We start from the raw sequence: 20,758 nt of genomic DNA on the forward strand, positions 1-20,758 counted from the left end.
AGCATCAAGGATACCTTGAGCATCGCTAGCATTGTTAATATTTGCTTCCGCTTCTGTCACATCTTTTGCGACAGCTGCCTTTTGAGCATCCTTTTCAGCTGTAGTTAAGGTCTTATCATCGTCAATTAACTTATTCGTTGTGCTTGCTTGAGTCTCTATTGCGCTTATAGCATTGGTCTTTTGCTTAGCTAAGCTTATCTTACTTGAATGGTATTCGCCCTTAATCTTTTCAACACCAGTATTTTGAGCATCAAGGATACCTTGAGCATCGCTAGCATTGCCGATATTTGCTTTGGCATCTACCACATCTTGTATTACAGCTGTCTTTTGATCATTCTTTTCGGCTGTCGTTAGGGTATTATCATCGTCAATTAACTTATTCGTTATGCTTGCTTGAGTCTCTATTGCGCTTATAGCATTGGTCTTTTGCTTAGCTAAGCTTATCTTACTTGTTTGATAAGCATTCTTAATCTTTTCAATACCGGCACCTTGAGCATCAAGGATACCTTGAGCATCGCTAGCATTGTTAATATTTGCTTCCGCTTCTGTCACATCTTTTGCGACAGCTGCCTTTTGATCATTCTTTTCGGCTGTCGTTAGGGTATTATCATCGTCAATTAACTTATTCGTTGTGCTTGCTTGAGTCTCAATTGCGCTTCTAGCATTGGTCTTTTGCTCATCTAAGCTTGTTTTACTTGTTTGATAATCATTCTTAATCTTTTCAACACCGGTATTTTTAGCGTCAAGGATACCTTGAGCATCGCTAGCATTGTTAATATTTGCTTCCGCATCTGTTACATCTTTTGCGACAGCTGTCTTTTGAGCATCCTTTTCAGCTTTGCTTAAGGTCTTATCATCGTCAATCGATTTATTCGTTATGCTTGCTTGTCTATCAATTGCACTTATAGCATTGGTCTTTTGCTCAGCTAAGCTTGTTTTACTTGTTTGATAATCATTCTGAATCTTATTAACACCAGCATCTCGTGCATTACTGATGCCTTGAGCATTAGTTGCATTATCGATATTTGCTTTCGCATCTGTTACATCTTTTGCGACAGCTGCCTTTTGATCATTCTTTTCGGCTGTAGTTAAGGTCTTATCATCGTCAATCGATTTATTCGTTATGCTTGCTTGTCTATCAATTGCACCTTTAGCATCTACTCTTTGCTCTTCTATGGTCTTAGAACCTTTATGAGCATTTCTTATGATACTTAATGCATCTTGCTTATCTTTATCAATTAAACTTGGAAGATTATCACTATTAATTTTAGACTTTGCGTCAGTTACTGCATCATCAATTATTTTCTTTTGACTTTGTTTAACACTATCTGTAATCGTAGAATCATTTTCAATATTGATTTTTGCAGCAGTAGCACTTGAATTTATTTCGTTTAATGCAATATTTCTTTCTTTGTTAATTGAATGATAAACATATCTTATAGAATATTTTTTATCTGAAGCCAATCCACTTTGATCTGGCATGTCAAATTTGTAACCTGGCTGTACTGTAATGCCATTTAATTCAATGTGATCAAATCCAGAATCATAAGCCTCGGGAGCAGCAGGAAGGGTAATTGTTTCACCAGTCGCACCTGAAATATTTACTGCAGTGACTGGATTCACAGAGTCACCATTTAAACTAACATAGCTAACTGGAATTTTTTGCTGTTTACCTTCAACATATATAACAACTACTGGATTAGAATCAGTAACTTTAGTAATTCCCGGCTGTTTATTCTCCGTTTTTGCTGTTGTAGAGTACACGTAACCCGATGGAACATTATCTTGAGTATAGTAACTGTTTGTCCAATCTATTTCATTACCATAATTAGCTGGTGTAACACCACCAATTGTTTCATTTCCTGAAACTCCTGATAATGGTGAGGTTAAAGTACGATTAGTGTTGTAGTCAACATATCTATAAGTTACTTTTTGTGGTGTTCCATAAACATAAATTTTATAAGTATATACTTGACCTTCCATTGGTACAATACCAATTTCTGCTTGGCCATTAGAATCTCCATCATCATTACTATTGTTCTTTTCACCTAAGCTCTGATGGTCATCCTTAGCGCCTGAAAATACTTGATTTCCTAAGGCCCACATATACTTATTTGGCATTTTATCAATAACAATATCTTTATTTATAAGCGGAATAAATTCACCAATATAAGCATCTTTAGGCAATGAAATTGAAATTGGACTTCCGATGTTCAAACCATTTTGATTTACATATTGAATTTTGATTGTACCAGGTTTAATTGCATTAGTTTGTAATTCACGTGTCCTAGAAGTAATGATATCAGAAATACTACTTGTATTATCAAAACTCTTAATCGTTGTTTGACCATTCCGAACAGTCATTTGAGAAAACTTAGATGAATTATCTCCAGCTTCATCCAATTCAGAAGAGTTACTACCATTCCAACTTCTAATACTTGAATTGTTTAGTGTTACTGATCCAGTTCCTGAAATAATGCCGTACCCTGTGGTAGCTGCATTTCCATATGAATCTTGTACAGCTAAATGAAGTTGTTTTGGCGAAGTAAAAATTACTTGTGAGTTGCCATCAACTCTAATTATTGACCCATCATTAGCTTTTTGATTAATGTTCAGGATAGCACCTGCACCAAATTTAGCTGTTTGATTACCAATTAAATATATTGCGTTAGACCTTGTTGTGGATGGCGCCTCTAAGTCAAAGTTTTGTCCAAATCTATATGTACCTGAACTCAGAGCCCAAGATTGATTTAGAAAATACTGATATCCGTCTTGCTCCCATTTAACGTTATCTCCTACTTTTACAGTATCAACAAGTTGGTACAAAGCGGGATAGTTAGCAATGATTCCAGGGGCAGATATAGCAGTATTTGATGAGCCGTCACCCATTGTAAATGTATTTAGATTAGTATTACCATCTCTTACAGAGTACCAAAATTCTGAGTTGCGAGACTCTCCACCATTTATAGTAACCCGTTGCATTAATACATGGCTATTATTTGCAAAATACACATGTGATACACCACGAGTTATTTCATTTGTAATATAGAATTTATTAGTACCAGAAAAGACAATTGTACCATACTCGTCAAATAAGACATGACATGGCTGTAGGTTTGGCGCATTATCCGGACCTTTTAAGGTTACATTATCGATATTTAAGGTAAAGCCACGGCTAGTATTAGCATTAACCAGATCAAACGAATTCCAATCAACTCCATCGAATCCCTGTATAAAATTGGTATTTGTAATTGTTAAAGTCGATGGATTACTTTTTTCTATATTTCCAGCATAGGAAAAAGACTGTCTCCCAAGATCTACAGTATGACCATTACCGTTAATAATAACATTAGCTCTAGATCCTCTTGGGTTTAATGTTGATATACCATCATACTTAAGGTCAGCAGTGATATCGATATAAAGAGAACCAGTTGAATTATTCCAAGCATTAGCTAAAGCTCTAAAATCTGATACTTCTTTTTTAGTGTAACTGGTTTTATATTTATCTGGATTAGTGACTTCATCAGGAGTAGCAACTGTTACTGAAGTTGGTGTAGTTGACTGGTTTTTATCTAACTCATTATTAAATTTATCACGATCATCATCATTTGCTGATGCAACCGAAATATCTTTATCAGTATCTGAATCATCAGAGCCAACTTTTACACTTTGCTGGATTTTACTTGAAGAATCTATTAAACTCTCTTCATTTTTATTTTCAGCTGTCTTTGAATTATTTTGCGAGCCAGAATTTTGTCCTAAAAACGTACTTAATCCTGAATAAGTAGATAATTTAGGCTTATCTTTCTTATTTTTTATCTTCTGATCATCGGTTAAAGTATTACTATTGCCACCATCACCATTAGCTGTTCTTGTCTTGTAACTAAGCTTTATACGTGAAATATAATCATCAGTCAAAGATTTAACATTAACAATACTTTCAGCACTATTAATTTTTACTTTTGCTTCCTCAAGTAAATTGTCAACATTCTTTATCTCTTCTGATCTTTCATTAAGACCTAAAACTTTATCACCATTAATCTTTTGCTTAGTGAGACTAGCTTCTGTCTCTAAAGCTGCTAGTTCATTTTGCTTAGCTTTTTCGACAGAATCTAGATCTATTTTTTGATGAGTAGGTCTCTTAGGAGAATTTACTTTACTTGTCGAATTTTCAAGTTCGGCAGCTTTTACTTGTTGTGTTTCAGCACTACCGAACAAAAGGCCACCCAACATAAAAGTTAAAAGAGAATAGCTAACCAGCCACCCCTTCTTACTCTTGTGCATCTTGTAATTCGTATTTTTAATCTCTTTGATTAAATAATTTCGTTTCATATATACTCCTTATTAAAAAAATACTGTTATTTATTTCCTTCAGTTTTTGATTCTAGCACAATTATTTTTTCATTTCCACAACTATTAAAAAAATCATTTATTTTTATTCGATTTTATTTGATTTTATTTTTTAAATAACAAATAAATTTACAAAATAAAATCAATAATTCCTTGCTTTTTTTAAAAAATAAGAAAAATTCCTTGCTTTTTTCCTTTTTTTCTACGTTTTTCACGAAATTGATACTATTTATTACTCTAAAGAAAATTCCGTCTTTATTTCATTACAATACTTAAAAATAACCTAGATTAAGATTATTTATTTTAAATCTTGTATCCTTAAATATAAATATAATAATGTATAAAAATGAAATAAATATTTTATTTTTACAATTTAGCAAGATTTAAAATTGTTATTTTTGTTATTTTAAATATATCTTACTCCATATTTATGCAAAATATTAATATATCAAACATATAAAGCTGTATTTAACTAACAAAATCCCTTAATATTGAACAAATATCAACATAAATGACCCTAAAAAGATGCAGAATTACACTTAGTTTATATAAAAAGTTATATTATTCAATAATTACTAAAATTAAAAATTGTATTTGTCTAATATAGATAACAGTCTTAAAAGTTGAAGGTCTGCTAACTTTTAAAGATGTTAATTAAACGTTTAATTTTATAAATTTTGGCTAAAAATAATTAACACAAATACATTTAATTTTCTTGGTTATACAAAGATATAGAAACTTTTCCCTTCTCACAAACATTTATAAACTTAATTTCAAGGTAAACAAAAGTTTAATAACTTTAATTTTTCTGATCCATTCGAAATGTTTTTAATATTCATGCCTTAAATATGCTTTAATTGGGCTAGAAAAAATAATCTCTCAGTTACAGTAAGAATTATTACTTTAAAAATTTATTCTATAATTTCACATGTTTAATTCCTTTTCTTTATTACTTATTGACTATTTAATAGCTAAGACTTTCTTTTTAAATCTAATAAATTTAATGCGCTAACGCTAACTTTCTTGAAAAAGCAACTAAACGATTTTAGGCACACCAAAAAGCCCTTGCTTAAAAGCACAGAGGCAACGTTAATTAATGCTGAAAAAAGTTCGGTTTGGTTTCTACCATAAAGGTCGTTGGGCTACTCACATGGTTAAGGTAAACTAAAGTTCTTTACCAAATAACAACCTTTATTGAGAATATCTTAAGGTAGCATTCCTAATTTGAATTATTTTTTGCAAGCTAATAAAGTAGAAAACGCGCTTTTCAGACCTAATAATTTTTTTGACAAAGGAGAAAAAATTGAATCACAAGAACAAAATTGAAATGATCGAAGATGACTATTTTAATTCGTCCAATTGGAAACTTAAAGCAAAACAAACTGCTATCGCATTAGTTGGCTGGTTTGGCGTTATCTTACCGTTTTTCTTTTTGGCATTACCTTTATGGTTTACCCAAGCAAGACAAGCACTGCCATTTAACTATTACTATCAGATTATCATTCCACTAAAATTTCTCGCGCGCTTTTTTAATAGTTATTTTGTTTTTATTGCTCTTTTATATTTTGGTCTGACTGAGTGGAACAACTACCGGTTTTCGTCAACTTGGACCCGCCGAGTCGCGATTAATACTAATAGATGTAATGTTCGAAAAGAGTTAATTGAAAATGCCTGGACAGATAAATTTGGTAATTTACAAAAACGGCAGCAAAACAGTTTTTATACCGTAAAAAAGCAACAAAATCTTGAGCCCTACTTTGCCCAGCTATTATTTGTCAAAGGAGACGATCATCAGTGTACTTAACATGGCTTAATTTCAAGATTGTTCCGCAATTTTTGTTTTTGATTTTAGTTTCCTACCCAATTTTAGGGGGCTTAGCCTGGTTTATCGGTGGTTTATGCTATAAATATGTTTTTCGCAATAAAAGAAAGAAATTTGCCATGATTCCACCGGAAAAAGAACCAATGATTACAATTATGATCCCTGCACATAACGAAGAAGTTTCGCTGGCAGAAACCATTTATTACCTCCTAACCCAGCTTAACTACACCAACTATGAATTATTGGTAATTGATGACGGCTCAACCGACCAGACGCCTAGCATTCTAGCAAAATTGCAAAAGCAATACGCTAAGCTGCGCGTCATTCGACTAGAGCAAAATCATGGTAAGGCTCATGCATTTAATGTTGGATTAGCATTTGCTCGAGGGGATTTGGTTCTCAGTAACGATGCAGACACGATTCCAGAACCGGATGCGCTGAAACGTTATGTCAATTATTTTAATAGTCCCGAGGGGCAAAATATTGCGGCAGTAACTTCTAACGTAGAGGTGCGCAATCGGACCAAGCTGATTACCAAATCAATCACGGTTGAATTTTCCAGTATCATCGGTATCATTAAACGCGCGGAAATGGGCGTGTTTGGCAGCATCTTTGCTTATAGTGGCGCTAACACGATGTACCGAAAGAGTGCTTTGATGGATGTCGGGCTTTTTCGACAAGATCGGGCAACCGAAGACATCAGCATTGCTTGGGATCATCAGCTCAACAACTGGCTCGCTGTTTTTGCACCTGACATAATCTCCTACACCCTAGTGCCAGAAAATTTGCGTGATTTGTACCATCAACGTAAGCGCTGGGCCAAAGGTGGAACTGAAGTTTGGTTAACCAATCTCTTACGAGTTTTGCGCCACCCACTTAAAAATTTAGGTGAAGTGCTAATGCTTTTTGACCAAACCCTGAGTATTTGTTGGGCATTCTTCTTCTGGATTTCTACTGCCATTTTTGCAGTTTTAGCAATTAACGATTTACTTACGCAAAATTGGGCTGCTTTATTCTGTTTATGTTTCTCGGCCTTAATTATAATTAGCTTTGAAATGCTTGCCGGAATTATGCAATTAGTAACTGCACTGATAATCGATAAACGCGGTAATAAGATTGAGTACCTGCTATTTGCACCAATCTATTTATTATGTCTATGGGTTATCAACACCATAACGATTATTACCACCTTCATCCCCGCGGTTAAAACGATTATGGGTCATGGGTCTGGCACATGGGCCAGTCCCTCGCGGTAAAGTAAATAAGTAATATTTGGCTAATTCATCATACTCGAACATAATATGGGCTGCCTTCCAAAGTAAAATAAGATTTTGACGTATACTAAAAAACACATTCTGATAAGATCTCAGAATGTGTTTTTTAGATGAATGAATTATGTACTAACTATTTTTGTTTTGAACCAGTTTTAAAAATGTTTCTACTTGCTGCATACTGGCTCCAAGCATCACCAAAGCTCGTAGTGGCATGTTTTCTAACAATTCAGCATTACTATCTGACTGTAAAATTTGATTAATACTGCTCTTCAAACCGGCTTTTGACAAAGCGTTTTTTAAATCAGAACGGTAAATTATATCCTTTAAATAGGTATTTAAATTTACCATTTTTGAAGGTTTAGTCCCAATCTCTAATTGGATTCTTTGACGCAATTCAATTTGGCGAGAAGATTTTCCTACCCGAATTTCATATTCGCCCTGGTCTGTCTGCCAAGCAGAGTTTTGTGTATTATACCAAGCAAAATTAGACCGTGTGAGCTTTAGTTGAACCGTTTTACTTTCACCTGGTTGCAAGTAAACTTTAGAAATGCCCTGTAATTCTTGAATGGGCATTTCGACAGCACTTACTAAATTACGCACATATAATTGCGCAATTTCCTGACCTGCAACTTGACCGGTATTTTTAATGTCAAATTCTACACTCACTTGATCGCTAGTATTTTGAATCACCAAATTACTATATGTGAAGGTTGTGTAGCTTAATCCATAGCCAAATGGATAATTAACTGCTTTCTTCTTTAAATCATAATAACGATAACCGACAAAAATACCTTCATGATAATTTTCCTGGGTTTTGCTAGCGTTAAAAGTGCCATAAGTCGGATTATCTTCTAATCGAATTGGAAAAGTCTCAGCTAATTTACCAGAAGGATTAGTGGCACCTGTCAAAATATTCCAGGTTGCCTCACCAACAGCCTCTCCAGCTAAATAAGTCTCCAAAATTGCAAGTGCTGAATCTCGCCAAGGCATTGTTACGACGGAACCGTTTTGTAAAACGACAATCAAATTAGGATTAACTTGCGCCAATTGCTCAATTAGTGCCACTTGATTATCGGGCAAATCAAGTGTTTCTTTATCGAAACCTTCTGATTCATCTTGCTCAGGCACTCCTGCAAAGAAAATTACCTTATCATTTTCCTGAGCCAACTTAATAGCGGCATTTACTAATTCCTTATCGGTCTTATTCGTATTTAAACTATAACCTTGAGCATAATCAACGTCGTAATCACTTTGTTGTGCAGCATCTAGCGGGGTAACAACACGATAAGAGTTAACGTGCGAACTACCACCACCCTGATACCGTGGAGTTTTTGCCAAAGCGCCAATTAGTGCAACATGATCATTTTTTTGTAGTGGTAAAATTTGATGCTCATTTTTCAACAAAACCAAACTATCCTCAGCCGCCTGCCGCGCAAAATCGTGCTGCTCTGCTTTATCATAGGAATTCGAATGAACGGTTTGTGAGTTTACATATTTTTCGACTAGATGCAATACACGCAAAACAGCAGTATCTAAGACTGATTCTTCTAATTGACCGTTTTGCACTGCAGTCACAATTTGGTGAATAGAATCCTTTCCATTGCCAGGCATTTCTAAGTCTAAGCCAGCCTTAAGAGCAGCTACATGATCGGCTACCGCGCCCCAATCAGACATTACCGCACCTTGGAAGCCCCATTCATTACGTAGAATTTGCGTCAATAAACGATGGTTTTGAGAGTTCAAAACACCATTAAGTTCATTATACGAACACATCAGAGTCGCTGGCTGCGCTGTTTTAACAATTTTTTCAAAGGCCTTCAAATATATTTCACGCAATGTTCGCTCATCAATATTGGAAGACGCTGTAAATCGTTGATTTTCACGGTTATTAGCAGCAAAGTGTTTAACACTAACGCCTACTTTTTGACTTTGTACCCCTTGAACATAGCTACTGCCTAATTCTCCAGCTAAATATGGATCCTCAGAAAAATATTCAAAATTTCGGCCAGCTAGCGGAGAACGCTTAATATTAACTCCGGGGCCCAATAAAATACTAATATTCTCTGCTTTAGCCGCTTGACCCAAGTTTTGTCCTAATTTAAATAACATTGACTTATCAAACGAGCAGGCCGTTAATGCAGCTGTGGGAAAGCATACAGCTTCAACACTTCCATTTAACCCCAAAGCATCCGCACCTTCAGCCTGTTTTCTTAAACCAGATGGCCCGTCAGTCATCATTATTGAGGGTATTTCACGCTTTTTATTATCGGCAGTATACCAATAATTTTTACCTGTTACTAATGCTGCTTTTTCAGTAAGCGTTAAATTTCTTACAAAAGACAAATTAAATTTACTACTCATAACTATTACCTTAACTTTTTATTAAAAATATCAATATTAACTAATTAAAATTATTCTTCGTTAGATATTCAGCTAGAAATATCTAACTAGATTTTAATTGCTACTTACGCTTTAAAATTAATTCGATAAATCAATTTTTGTAAGTTGTTTATATTATAACAGCCATTGCCTCATTAGATACATAAATAATATTAAAAATGAAGAATAAGTAAAAATATTAATGATATTATAATATTACAGGAATAGTATTACTGCTTTTTTGATATTATAAAGTTTAAGTTAAACTGAACAAATTTTAGATTTATCCAGTAAAAATATATCTGTAATCAAATAAGAGAAAAAATATACAAAATACACGATTCCAATACATTTAGCGGGATCGTGTATTAACTTAAATAACCAGTTTTTACTTTCTATTCAATTGAAACTCTTCAAGAAAAATTATGCATGTATTTCTGTCTTAATCTTAACGATTGCCGCCAAGCTATCAGCTACTTCACGCCAATTATCTTGATAAGGACCATAAGCCGTATGAATTAAACTGCCTACTGGCAATGAAGGACATTCATTTTCAGCATTTGTGCCCCAATTTTGCCAACCAGATTGCGGCCGTTGAACGATTTGAAATGCGCTTGCAGCCTGATCCGTTTGCCAGATCATTGCTTGGCCAGTTTTGGTATTAATTTCGGCACTCTTAGTAGCCGGACCAGCAAAAATCGTTTGATCAGGAACGGAACTGACGTTAACCGGATCAGAGCTATACAACCAGGGCCGATTATTTAGCTCCGCCAACACAAAGGCCTTTTGCCGCACATCTTGCAGGTTAGTTTCAATTTCATCTGGTGTCAAAGCATTTTCCCATACAGAAAACAACCGCCAATATAAATCCCAATGAGCATTTTCCATGTTATCAGTCAGTTGCTTACGGAAATTTTCAAACCTGGTAGATCTTTTTTGACTGTCATGCACTAACTCTTGCACTTTTTTCGCCAATTGACCGGAATATGGATCACCTTCACGGTACCAAACACCGTCATATGCGGCAAACCGATCAAAAACTAATTGACCAATGCCGCTTTCAAATTCATCACCAACGGTAATCTTATCAACGATTGAGCGGTTATTAACAGTGGTCTGAAAATGATCAACCTGGTATGTTCTCGAAAAGAAAGGAACATTATAGTAAAAAGACCAGTCCAAAGCAAAACGCTTACCATGAAGTTCAGGTTTTAGCCCATCCGGTATGCGTCCAAATAAACGATACTTCTTCATTACCGGACCATCTTCGATTGGCTCAATATCGACTATGATATGCTCGGCGGGATTAATTAAGCCGTTATCCGGCGTAAAGAAGGGCCCATAAAAGCCACCGATGGCATTGTTACCAGAAGGAAGTAAATCTTTCTTTTCATCAACTGCCATGAAATGTCGCAAGCCCCATTTTGATGAGCCCTCTCCCATAGCGGTTCCTCGGCAAAGCTCAAAGTCAAATTTACCCGTATTCAGATGCACATACGCATCTTTTTCCTGAGTAGTTTTTATTTCTTTGATTCCTTTGACTTGATCCACGCTTATCTCGTGGTCAAAGGTTAATTCTTCTTGAGCGCCCGCAAACGTAACTACTGCTACAAAATTATTTTCTTCATCATGATATAACCGCTGCGCTACTATTGTTTCTCCCTTACTATTTTTCGTTACCCAATAATCGCCCTTAATTTCAGCAGGTAATTTAAATTTAACAGGTAGCGGAATTTTGCTGCCATTTTGAGGATTAAAAATTTTGACTTTAACCATAGCTTTCCTTTCGTTTTAATGATTTGTAACTTACAAAGCGGTAAAAAATGCAATTAAACCAAAAATTACACCAGCGGCATTGCAAAGAGCTAAAGGAAGGTCACGATCTTTTTTAAAAAGAGCATAGATTACCCATAAAAAAGTGTTGATGGCCGTTGCTAAAGGTTGTATTGGACTACCTTTCATTCCTCTTATATTGTTAAAAATTTGCGGTATATATGCGACATACATAATGATTGCCGTAATCGAAGCAATCCATCCTAGCGTATTCATAAATTTATCAATTTTCATCAACTTTACCTCCTATCTATATGAATAGCCTAGCATTAAGCAATCGCTTTCACAAAGATTTGAAGTCGCAGATGAAAAATAATTTATGTTGGTGGAGTTACCAGGTTTTCTACAGCAGCCGTGGCACGATTTTTATATAAATGAAGGTTAAAACATGTGAACCTTTATTTAATGACCTAGCAAAAAAGGAATTATACTAAGCAAACCACGGTTCTAGTATCCGTAAACTCGCTTGCTCGCAATCAATTTCGGCAGTAGCACCGTATGGCAGGACCGTATGCGGATAGGCATGACCAAAGTTGACGTTATATAAAATCGGTGTTTGGTAGTCCGCGGTTGCAGCCAGTAATTCTTGCTGATATTCTGCAAAATATTTTTTATTCTGCGGCTTACCGACTAAAATACCACTGACGTTGGATAAAATTCCCACCTTATCAAGTTTAGCTAATTTTTCGCGGAAAAGAGCGGGCTCAGGCTGTTCTTCGCATGTTTCGATAAACAACAGCTTTCCCTTGGCTTCCTCGGGCGAAAGCAATAGATGGTAGTGGGAAATAACTTCAGGTTCATCAGGATAGCGATCATCACCTAAATCATCGGCTAGACTGTCAAGACAGCCACCCCAAAGTTGGCCTTGAATCTTGCCTTTACCGCGTAAAACTTTGTAGCCTGTATCAGGATGACTCACACGAGCTTGACCCAATTGGGTCGGAGAAAAATCCGTTCGCTCTTCATACCAAGTCGTGCTAGCGGGGATGTCCGTTATTGGCGGATTAGTAAAAAAGTGGGCAATCGTTTTTGCAGTATACGGCAACATGTCATTATCTAGTTCAGCAAAATCGTTTAAAAAGCTAATGCCGTAGAAGCTCTGCATCCCTAACCGATAAAACAGCAGATGATCATTAGTAGTGTCCGAATAACCGGTAAACAGCTTCGGATGATCTACTACCGCTTGTTTAAATTCTTCGTCTTCCAGCAAATAAGGTAGAATTCGGTAAGTGTCATCGCCCCCAATTGCAGCAACAATGCCTTTAATGCTAGGAGTTAGAAAGGCATCTTTCAGATCCGCTGCCCTTTTTTCCGGATGATTTCTCACATAATCAATTCCCTTAAGAGCGTGTGGCATAAAAACTGGTTTTAAGCCGAGTTCTTCAATTCGCCTCTTGCCCAGCTTAAGTTGGTGTGCGGCAAAATCCTCTCCTAGCGTTCCCATTGATAAGCTAACAATAGCAATTTGGTCTCCTTGGTTTAGACGGTGCGGTTTTTTTAACATCTAGTATCTCCTGTTGGTTATCACAATACCCGCTTATATGCTGACTATTATGCGTATTAATAACAATTAAGTCAAACTCAATTCAATACAACTAACTACAAGAGACATTAATTTTGCTTATTATTTTGAGGTTTACACTTTTTGCAGAAATCCTTACAACAGATTATTAGACATGCTTTCTCTGTTTAATTAAATATACTGCTAAAAGAATAACAATCAGATAGGCCACTAATGCAATGAGAGAAGACTCCATTCCAAAGTCGCCACCTGTATACAAGAAGTTTTTATTATTAGGAATAAAAGTAATAAGTGCATCATTTTTAAAAGTTACATTAACAGCCACTAACGCACTCGTCAATAAATTCCAGATTGAATGAATCACGGCATTATTCCAAATCGTACGCTGCTCAGTTTCAATAAGTACAAACATAATTCCTGCCAAAGTACATGCAATTAGCAACTGCAAAATACTTATAGCTGATAATTTACGGCCAATAATGTGCATGCTGGCAAAGATCAATGATGTGACTGACCCCCCTATCCAGCGATTCCACCTAATTGACAGAAGATTTAAAATTACTCCCCGAAAAACTAACTCTTCCACAAAGCCAGCAGCAAAACTGCCGTAGAAGATGTTAATCATGATTAATTCCCAATTGGGTAAAGCAGCGGTTTTGAAGTAACCACCAAAAAAGATAAACACGCTAATGACCATTACTGGCAGGATAAAAGCAGTTATTCCCCACACCAAATTAAGATGAAATTTTGTTACTCCAATTGCTGATAAAGGCAAGTGTAAATAATATTGACAAAGCAATTTAACGCAATAATACACAACCACAAAATAGACTAATCCACTAATAATTGCTGAGATAGTAACTGGGCAATGGATTAACTTTAATCCAAAATAAGTAATTTCCGCCAGCATTTGGCCAATTGCAAGAAAAGCAAATGCCATTATTGAGCCTAAAATAGTTTTACTAGTTTTCATTTCTTACTTCACAATCTCTTAACTAGCCGATGATAAAATCTCATTCAAATTCCACATAAACTAACTTACTTGATTGCCATCCGCTTTCTATTTACTCATTTAATTGGGTACACCTTACTCAATTATAATTGTACCTTCCGATGAATTAACAATCAGTAAATTCTTATCTGAAGTCTTTTTGATGAAATTTTCGTATGGTTTGGACCCCATATATGTAATTGCTTTGCCGTCTGCAGATAGTTGATAACTGAGATTAGGAACATTTTTTAACACAAATTTACCTCGGTCCATATCAAACTGACTCTTATTGAGAAGACGCGAATTAGCAATATACACGTCACCAGAATTAGACGAACCCATAGCGCTTAATTGACAATGATCAATAGTTAATTTACCTCGATCAACTGTTAAACTTGAATTACCTAAGTTCGAATTAATAGTTTTGAGCCCATAGTTTTCTTCTGTTTGTATGTCTGATTCTTTGGTAGTTATTTTATCAACTGTTATTGTTCCGGTAAAAGTTGAAATAAGTAGCCGGGTCATTGTTAGATTGTCTACTTTGATGTTTCCCGAGCTTGCTACGAATGTTTCAACCAACTTATGTTTTTTAGGAATCGTGATGTCAACTTGGGAGTTAATCTTGCGCCAGTTAATCGCAAACGGTCTGGGTTCATAGATGTTCAGGGTATCATCTTTCACTTTTACCTGCACTGCATTTGGATTAACGCCAGTAACCTTAATCTGGAAACGATTGCCAGAATGGATATGAAAATCTGAATTTTCTGCTTGAATTGCTATTTTGTTAAAATTGTTATTAATAGTTTCTTTGCGTGTGAGCTTATTATTGCCGATAGCAGTAAAAGTAAAGTGGTCATGATTATCAATTACTGGTTTGACCCCTTTATTACCCCAACCTATCAGTGTCATAATAATTCCAACAATTAGCGCCACGCCGGTAATTTGAAAATACTTTTTCATAATTATTTCTCCGTTTTCATTTTAGAATTAGTCTTATAATATTGTTTCTTGAAAATCTTTTTCCCAAGAAAGCGGAAGAATGTGGTACATTCCGCAATTAGGAACCGGATAAATCTCATTAGAAGTGGGAATAGCAATAGGCCAACACAGATTAGCATGATACCGGCTCCGCTATAAAACAGGCCAGTCGACCAATTAATGGTAAAAATCAAGCCGAATGATTTACATAAAATTAAAGCTCCTGTTATAAACAATCCTGTAATTGCAAGCGTAATTGCAATAAACACTGCACAGAAAATAAGGAGAATTAAAATCATTAACAGAACGGCAAGAATAGCTAAGGGAATACCAATTGGTGCCGCAAGCACTCCAAGTAAAATTACCCAAATTGTTTTTAAGTTCGATTTAGAGGAGGCATTACGTGGCTGTGGGTTATCTTTATCCGAAATGGAGTAATCAGCTAACACTTTACGTGCCAACATTTTGGGTGTGCCTAAATCGTCAACAATGTCCTGTTCAGTTTTAAAATCACCATCAAATAAAAATTCTTGGTAAAACTCAATTACATCTTGACGATCAGAATAAGGCAATGCACTCAAGTTATTGCTTAATTCACTGATATAATTTTCAATTATTTTATTCATTTCTGCTCCCCCATCAACTGGTCGACCTTATCACTAAAAATCCACCATTCATTAGTAATAGTCTGCAATTCATTAGTTCCTAAGTCGGTGATCTGATAATAGCGGCGATTTCTTCCCTCAAACGGTTTGTCATAAGTAATAACAAATTTTTTCTTTTTTAAGCGATGCAAAACAGGATAAATAGCAGAATCTGAGACATCAAAGTAAGACTGCACCTGTTTTGAAAGCGTATAACCGTATAATCGATCATTATTAATAAGACATAAGACTGCCCCATCAAGTAAACGAGGCTGAATTTGTAAAGGCATTTTTTTGCTCCTTCCAATATTATATTTTATATAATATTGTAAAACTTAAAAGTATTATTTTCAACTCAAAAATTAAAACACAATAATTTAATCTTTAAAAAAAGCTATTCTGTAGAAATAATAATGATTGCTTTCAGTAAAAAAGGTGGTACTATTTAGAAAAATACCTAATTAGATGTTTTTCTAAATAGAAAGGAGAAAAAATGGCTTTTGAAACCAGTTTTAAAGCGTTAGCAGATCCTGTCAGACGTAAGATTTTGCAGTTATTAAAAGCTGGACAGATGTCTGCCGGTGAAATTGCTAGTCACTTTGATATGACACAAGCAACAATTTCTTATCATCTAAACGTTCTTAAAAAAGCTGATTTAATTAGTGAAGAAAAAGAAAAAAACTATATTTATTACTCTTTAAATACTTCCATCATTGAAGAAATCATGACTTGGCTCGTTGATTTGAAAGGAGATCAAGATGAATAAAAAAAGATACCAAAAAACGTTTGTGATTACCTGTTTACTAACGCTTTTACCAATTTTAGTTGGTTTACTGCTATATAATAAATTACCTGCGCGAATGGCAATTCACTTTGGCCTAAATGATAGTCCAAACGGTTTTGCTGCTAAAATTTGGGCAATTTGTGCTATTCCAATCTTAATGTTGCTGTTGCAATTGTTAGTTTTTTATCTCATTGCGCATGAGTCAAAGACCGGTAGTTTAAATTTTAAGATCGTTAACATTACCTTATGGTTTATTCCCATCATTGTTAACGTAACCAGTTATTCAATTTACGCCTTTGCACTCGGCTACCCACTTAAAATGTCATTCGTTTTCAATATTTTGTTTGGATTAATACTGGTTATTTTCGGCAATTACCTGCCAAAAACCAGACCGAATGGTCAAATCGGTTTTCGTCTTCCTTGGACATTGAACAATAATGTTAACTGGCAAAAAACACACCATTTAGCTGGTTGGCTCATGCTGCTTAGTGGGCTATTTTTATTAGTAACCGCACTTGATCAAACAATGTCCCTTTTTATCATCATTATTCTTATCGATCTTATTGTGCCCATTATCTACTCATACTATTTAAGTAAGAAGTAAGAAGGCACTTGTAAATCTAATAGTAACAGCTATCTACGCTAATCTGTGATTTTTATTAAAAAAGTATTGACTATTAATATACTGAGCTGTATTATATCAATAATACAGTGATCCAAGGAGGAAAGACTAGATGAGTCTACTAGAAACGCGCGAAGTCACACGAACTTATGGCAAAGGTGCCTCTAAGTTCGATGCGCTGCGTGGAATCAGTTTACAAATTAATCAGGGCGAATCAGTTGCCATCATCGGTAAAAGTGGTTCGGGTAAATCAACCTTGATGCATATCATGGCCTTACTTGACCACCCCACTTCGGGTAGCGTTTGGCTTAATGACGAACCAACAGCTAAAATCAAGGCGCGAGACTTGAATAAGTTGCGTAACAAGACTTTTGGCTTTGTATTCCAACAATTTTTTCTTAATGCTCAAGACAGTGTACTCGAAAATGTCATGTTGCCAATGAAAATAGCTGGTATCACAGGGAAGAAAAGGCGTGAAGCTGCCTTAAAGGCAATTAAAGCCGTGGGCCTTGAAAACAAGGCTAATAATAAGGCTAACGCACTTTCTGGTGGTCAAAAGCAGCGGGTCTGCATCGCACGTGCTTTAGTCAATGATCCGCAAATAATTTTTGCTGACGAACCAACCGGTAATCTTGACTCTGGCACTGGTGAAATGGTTGAAAATATTTTATTCAACTTAAATAAAGAAAAAGGAATTACCTTAATTATCGTCACCCACGATCCAGATTTAGCAAACAAGTGTGAACGACAAATTAAAATTAAAGATGGCCAGTTAGTTGAAGGAGGCAAAGAATGAAATTTCGTGATATTTTAAATTCCGCCGCAACTAATTTATGGCATAACAAAGGACGCACTTTTTTAACCATAATCGCGGTGTTAATCGGTGCTTTGACAATTAGTATTACGCTTGGAATCAATACCGGTGTTAATGATTATTTGCATAAGCAAATTGGCAATGTTGGCAATACTGAACAAATGATTATCAGTCCGCAATATTCTAGCAGTGATGGTTCAGGACCACAAAAATACAACTCAAATAAGAGTAGCCACAATGCCGATGGCATGATTAGTAAAAAAGATGTCGCCAAAATCAAGTCTGTCAAAGGGTTAAAAGACGTTAAGGCTCTTAAAGATAGTAACGTTGAGTATGCTCAGGGTAAAAGCAAAACCAAATACCTAATTGATGCTCAGGTAACCTTAGGAATTAAATATGACTTGTTGGCCGGACGTCAAGTTGCTACTCAAGGTCAGGTAAGCGAAATTCTGTTGACTAAAGAGATGGCTAAGGCGTTTGGCTACAAAAACCCACGGCACGCGATTGGTCAACAAATTAATTTGACAGCAATTTCACCTGTGACTAAGAAAAAGGAAAAGATTGCAGCTAAAGTCGTGGGCGTTCGTAACGAAAGCATGGTCAGCAGCGGTCAATCGGTTTATAGCACCGGCTTAAGTGATAAGATTATTGCTGCCAACCAAGCCGGTTTACCTAAAGCACTAAAAGCACGTTATGTTGAAGTTGTAGCCACACCAACAAGTAAGGATGATCAAAAGATTACGGAAATTGAGGACAGGCTCAACAAAAAAGGCTTTGATGCAATGACACTCAAGGAATCGGTTAAACAATTATTCCAAGTCTTTAATGCTGTGACTGGCGTACTGATTTTATTCGGTGCGATTGCACTGATTGCTGCTAGTTTTGGCGTTATCAACACTCTTTACATGTCAGTGCGTGATCGTACGCGTGAAATTGGCTTGATGAAGGCCCTTGGATTAGGCGGTGGAAAAGTCTTCTCAATCTTTAGTTGTGAAGCAATTCTAATTGGCCTGATCGGATCTCTACTTGGCTTGTTAGCGGCAATGGGCATTGGACAAGCCATTAATAAGGTTGCAACTACAAGTTTCCTAAAGGGACTAGATGGCTTTACATTGGTACAATTCAATTGGTCAAGCAGTTTGATAATCATTGGCATCATCTGTTTAATTACCTTCTTGGCAGGAACACTACCGGCACGACGGGCAGCTAAACTCGATCCAATTACAGCCCTGCGATATGAATAACAAATTCTAAAACAAACAAAAAGTGCGAGAAATTACTCTCGCACTTTTTTGATTCAATTAAAAATTATTAATTAGGTAAAATAACAGATATTCTCCCCTAACAGAACTAAAATCGGCAGCTGCTTGGTATATAAGCAACCCACAATTATTGTTCGGATTGCTTGATTGTCTGCTCAATTAGTGGTGCTAATAAACTTTGTTCAACCACCATATCAACCGGACGATAAGATTCATCAATGCATTCTTCCCAATATTCTAAATGCTTTTGATCAATATAACTGGTGGAATCTTCAACCGCATTTCCACCTATCCCCTGAATTGAATACCAGTAGAAGTATGTATAACCGTCCGGATTGCTTTCCTTAAAAACCGTTTCAACATACATTTTTTCACCTGCCATGGTGGCGACAGTATCTTGGTGGTGCCGGTTTAAGAAATCCATCCACTCTTGTGCCGTTTGTTCTTTGCCCTTTTTAATCCGAAAACGTGTTAATTCGATATTTGCCATTTTTTACTACCTTATAAAAAAAGACATCAGTTTAACACTGATGCCTTGAAAACTCGTCTGGAAAAAGGATAAGTAATCCAATAACCAAATAGTTTTATTGATCTGTTCAATAGACGTAAATAAATTAACGCTTACTGAATTGTGATGCCTTACGGGCCTTCTTGAGACCTGGCTTTTTACGTTCAACCATTCTTGGGTCACGAGTTAAGAAGCCAGCCTTCTTTAATGGGCCACGGAAATCTGGGTCTACTTCAAGAAGAGCACGGGCAATACCTAAACGAATTGCTCCAGCTTGACCTGAGAAACCACCACCATTAACGTTAACCTTAACGTCGTATTGACTGTCAGTTTCGGTTAAAGTCAAAGGTTGTTTTAAATCCTTAACTAAGTTAGGGAATGGGATGTATTGATCAACATCTTTGTAATTAACTGTAATTTTTCCACTGCCTGGTACTAAACGTACACGAGCGACAGCATCTTTACGCCGGCCAGTACCAGCATATGCAACTTGTTGTGCCATTTATAATAACCTCCTAGATTAATTTATTAATGTCCAATTTTTCAGGCTTTTGTGCTTCATGCTTGTGGTCTTCACCAGCATAAACATGCATCTTCATGAATTCTTGGTGACCAAGAGTGTTCTTTGGAAGCATACCTTTAACTGACAATTCAACTAATCTAACTGGGTTGTTGGCAAGTAAGTCACCTGCTGGGGTAGCCTTTAAACCGCCACGGTAAGAAGAGTGGTGATAGTAAATCTTGTCAGTAGCCTTTTTACCAGTTAACTTTAACTTAGCAGCGTTAATAATAATAACGTTGTCGCCAGTGTCAACATTTGGTGTGTATTGAGGTTTGTTCTTACCTCTTAAAATAGTTGCTACTGCAGTAGACAGACGACCTAAAGATACATCTGTTGCGTCAATAACATACCACTTACGTTCAATTTCATTAGGTTTTGCTAATTGTGTAGTACGCAATTTAATTTCCTCCGTT

General features: G+C 35.9%; 18 protein-coding genes. 6 read left to right on the forward strand and 12 right to left on the reverse strand.

All coding sequences use genetic code 11. The features are described 5' to 3' along the window. The coding region (locus tag J3U54_RS00440) for a DUF1542 domain-containing protein (protein WP_267384347.1) at window positions 1-4,332 on the reverse strand (4,332 nt) is incomplete at its 3' end. A 1,321-nt stretch (window positions 4,333-5,653) separates the two neighbouring features. On the opposite strand from J3U54_RS00440, the gene J3U54_RS00445 reads away from it, so the two are divergent. Together J3U54_RS00445 and J3U54_RS00450 are read left to right on the forward strand one after the other, a co-directional pair. Then, entirely contained in the window at window positions 5,654-6,154 is a 501-nt protein-coding gene (locus J3U54_RS00445; RefSeq protein ID WP_103752413.1) for a hypothetical protein, read from the forward strand. Beyond that, window positions 6,145-7,428 carry a glycosyltransferase family 2 protein gene (locus J3U54_RS00450; RefSeq protein ID WP_267384350.1) on the forward strand — a complete coding sequence of 428 codons (1,284 nt, stop codon included), beginning with the start codon at window positions 6,145-6,147 and terminating at the stop codon, window positions 7,426-7,428. Before J3U54_RS00445 ends, J3U54_RS00450 begins: the two co-directional genes overlap by 10 nt. Before the next feature lie 144 nt (window positions 7,429-7,572). Here J3U54_RS00450 and J3U54_RS00455 read toward each other — a convergent pair whose 3' ends face one another. From J3U54_RS00455 to J3U54_RS00490, 8 genes are all read right to left on the reverse strand, one after another. After that, complete coding sequence (locus tag J3U54_RS00455; RefSeq protein ID WP_267384352.1) at window positions 7,573-9,807, reverse strand: glycoside hydrolase family 3 C-terminal domain-containing protein; 2,235 nt, start codon at window positions 9,805-9,807, stop codon at window positions 7,573-7,575. Between the two features lie 441 nt (window positions 9,808-10,248). After that, complete coding sequence (locus J3U54_RS00460) at window positions 10,249-11,601, reverse strand: hypothetical protein (protein WP_267384354.1); 1,353 nt, start codon at window positions 11,599-11,601, stop codon at window positions 10,249-10,251. 30 nt (window positions 11,602-11,631) lie between these two features. Next, complete coding sequence (locus J3U54_RS00465) at window positions 11,632-11,892, reverse strand: SemiSWEET family transporter (RefSeq protein WP_220232219.1); 261 nt, start codon at window positions 11,890-11,892, stop codon at window positions 11,632-11,634. Window positions 11,893-12,088: 196 nt separating this feature from the next. Continuing rightward, window positions 12,089-13,162: a S66 family peptidase gene (locus tag J3U54_RS00470; RefSeq protein ID WP_267384359.1), complete on the reverse strand. Its 1,074-nt coding sequence runs from the start codon at window positions 13,160-13,162 to the stop codon at window positions 12,089-12,091. A 166-nt stretch (window positions 13,163-13,328) separates the two neighbouring features. Continuing rightward, window positions 13,329-14,153, reverse strand: a complete 825-nt coding sequence (locus J3U54_RS00475) for a CPBP family intramembrane glutamic endopeptidase (RefSeq protein ID WP_267384361.1) — start codon at window positions 14,151-14,153, stop codon at window positions 13,329-13,331. Window positions 14,154-14,267: 114 nt separating this feature from the next. Next, window positions 14,268-15,131 (reverse strand): DUF4097 family beta strand repeat-containing protein, encoded by an 864-nt coding sequence (locus J3U54_RS00480; RefSeq protein WP_267384362.1) that lies wholly within the window; start codon window positions 15,129-15,131, stop codon window positions 14,268-14,270. Window positions 15,132-15,133: 2 nt separating this feature from the next. Then, window positions 15,134-15,775 carry a DUF1700 domain-containing protein gene (locus tag J3U54_RS00485; protein ID WP_103752407.1) on the reverse strand — a complete coding sequence of 214 codons (642 nt, stop codon included), beginning with the start codon at window positions 15,773-15,775 and terminating at the stop codon, window positions 15,134-15,136. Beyond that, a complete protein-coding gene (locus J3U54_RS00490; RefSeq protein ID WP_103752406.1) occupies window positions 15,772-16,083 on the reverse strand; it encodes a PadR family transcriptional regulator in 312 nt (103 codons plus the stop codon). Before J3U54_RS00490 ends, J3U54_RS00485 begins: the two co-directional genes overlap by 4 nt. Before the next feature lie 203 nt (window positions 16,084-16,286). Between J3U54_RS00490 and J3U54_RS00495 the strand changes: the two genes are divergently transcribed. The 4 genes from J3U54_RS00495 to J3U54_RS00510 all read left to right on the forward strand — a co-directional run bounded on the left by J3U54_RS00495 (window position 16,287) and on the right by J3U54_RS00510 (window position 19,257). Next, entirely contained in the window at window positions 16,287-16,559 is a 273-nt protein-coding gene (locus J3U54_RS00495) for an autorepressor SdpR family transcription factor (protein ID WP_103752405.1), read from the forward strand. Then, on the forward strand, window positions 16,552-17,181 hold the full coding sequence (locus J3U54_RS00500) for an SdpI family protein (RefSeq protein ID WP_267384372.1): 630 nt from the start codon (window positions 16,552-16,554) through the stop codon (window positions 17,179-17,181). The genes J3U54_RS00495 and J3U54_RS00500 overlap by 8 nt, the downstream gene beginning before the upstream one ends. A 130-nt stretch (window positions 17,182-17,311) precedes the next feature. Continuing rightward, a complete protein-coding gene (locus J3U54_RS00505; protein ID WP_267384374.1) occupies window positions 17,312-17,995 on the forward strand; it encodes an ABC transporter ATP-binding protein in 684 nt (227 codons plus the stop codon). Beyond that, a complete protein-coding gene (locus J3U54_RS00510) occupies window positions 17,992-19,257 on the forward strand; it encodes an ABC transporter permease (protein ID WP_267384376.1) in 1,266 nt (421 codons plus the stop codon). Before J3U54_RS00505 ends, J3U54_RS00510 begins: the two co-directional genes overlap by 4 nt. A gap of 145 nt (window positions 19,258-19,402) precedes the next feature. On the opposite strand, the gene J3U54_RS00515 is transcribed toward J3U54_RS00510, so the two are convergent. From J3U54_RS00515 to rplM, 3 genes are all read right to left on the reverse strand, one after another. Further along, window positions 19,403-19,765: a DUF6176 family protein gene (locus J3U54_RS00515; protein WP_267384378.1), complete on the reverse strand. Its 363-nt coding sequence runs from the start codon at window positions 19,763-19,765 to the stop codon at window positions 19,403-19,405. Window positions 19,766-19,889: 124 nt separating this feature from the next. Then, on the reverse strand, window positions 19,890-20,285 hold the full coding sequence (gene rpsI, locus J3U54_RS00520; RefSeq protein WP_267384380.1) for a 30S ribosomal protein S9: 396 nt from the start codon (window positions 20,283-20,285) through the stop codon (window positions 19,890-19,892). Window positions 20,286-20,298: 13 nt separating this feature from the next. Then, complete coding sequence (gene rplM / locus J3U54_RS00525; protein WP_103752399.1) at window positions 20,299-20,742, reverse strand: 50S ribosomal protein L13; 444 nt, start codon at window positions 20,740-20,742, stop codon at window positions 20,299-20,301. Window positions 20,743-20,758: the final 16 nt, after the last annotated feature.

The sequence above is a fragment of the Lactobacillus sp. B4007 genome (assembly GCF_026535895.1).
Classification (GTDB): domain Bacteria; phylum Bacillota; class Bacilli; order Lactobacillales; family Lactobacillaceae; genus Lactobacillus; species Lactobacillus panisapium.

Coding starts and splice junctions, on each gene's coding strand:
- J3U54_RS00455 (WP_267384352.1), bottom strand. CDS start 9,807: ATGAGTAGTAAATTTAATTTGTCTTTTGTAAGAAATTTAACGCTTACT.
- J3U54_RS00460 (WP_267384354.1), bottom strand. CDS start 11,601: ATGGTTAAAGTCAAAATTTTTAATCCTCAAAATGGCAGCAAAATTCCG.
- J3U54_RS00465 (WP_220232219.1), bottom strand. CDS start 11,892: ATGAAAATTGATAAATTTATGAATACGCTAGGATGGATTGCTTCGATT.
- J3U54_RS00470 (WP_267384359.1), bottom strand. CDS start 13,162: ATGTTAAAAAAACCGCACCGTCTAAACCAAGGAGACCAAATTGCTATT.
- J3U54_RS00475 (WP_267384361.1), bottom strand. CDS start 14,153: ATGAAAACTAGTAAAACTATTTTAGGCTCAATAATGGCATTTGCTTTT.
- J3U54_RS00480 (WP_267384362.1), bottom strand. CDS start 15,131: ATGAAAAAGTATTTTCAAATTACCGGCGTGGCGCTAATTGTTGGAATT.
- J3U54_RS00485 (WP_103752407.1), bottom strand. CDS start 15,775: ATGAATAAAATAATTGAAAATTATATCAGTGAATTAAGCAATAACTTG.
- J3U54_RS00490 (WP_103752406.1), bottom strand. CDS start 16,083: ATGCCTTTACAAATTCAGCCTCGTTTACTTGATGGGGCAGTCTTATGT.
- J3U54_RS00495 (WP_103752405.1), top strand. CDS start 16,287: ATGGCTTTTGAAACCAGTTTTAAAGCGTTAGCAGATCCTGTCAGACGT.
- J3U54_RS00500 (WP_267384372.1), top strand. CDS start 16,552: ATGAATAAAAAAAGATACCAAAAAACGTTTGTGATTACCTGTTTACTA.
- J3U54_RS00505 (WP_267384374.1), top strand. CDS start 17,312: ATGAGTCTACTAGAAACGCGCGAAGTCACACGAACTTATGGCAAAGGT.
- J3U54_RS00510 (WP_267384376.1), top strand. CDS start 17,992: ATGAAATTTCGTGATATTTTAAATTCCGCCGCAACTAATTTATGGCAT.
- J3U54_RS00515 (WP_267384378.1), bottom strand. CDS start 19,765: ATGGCAAATATCGAATTAACACGTTTTCGGATTAAAAAGGGCAAAGAA.
- rpsI (WP_267384380.1), bottom strand. CDS start 20,285: ATGGCACAACAAGTTGCATATGCTGGTACTGGCCGGCGTAAAGATGCT.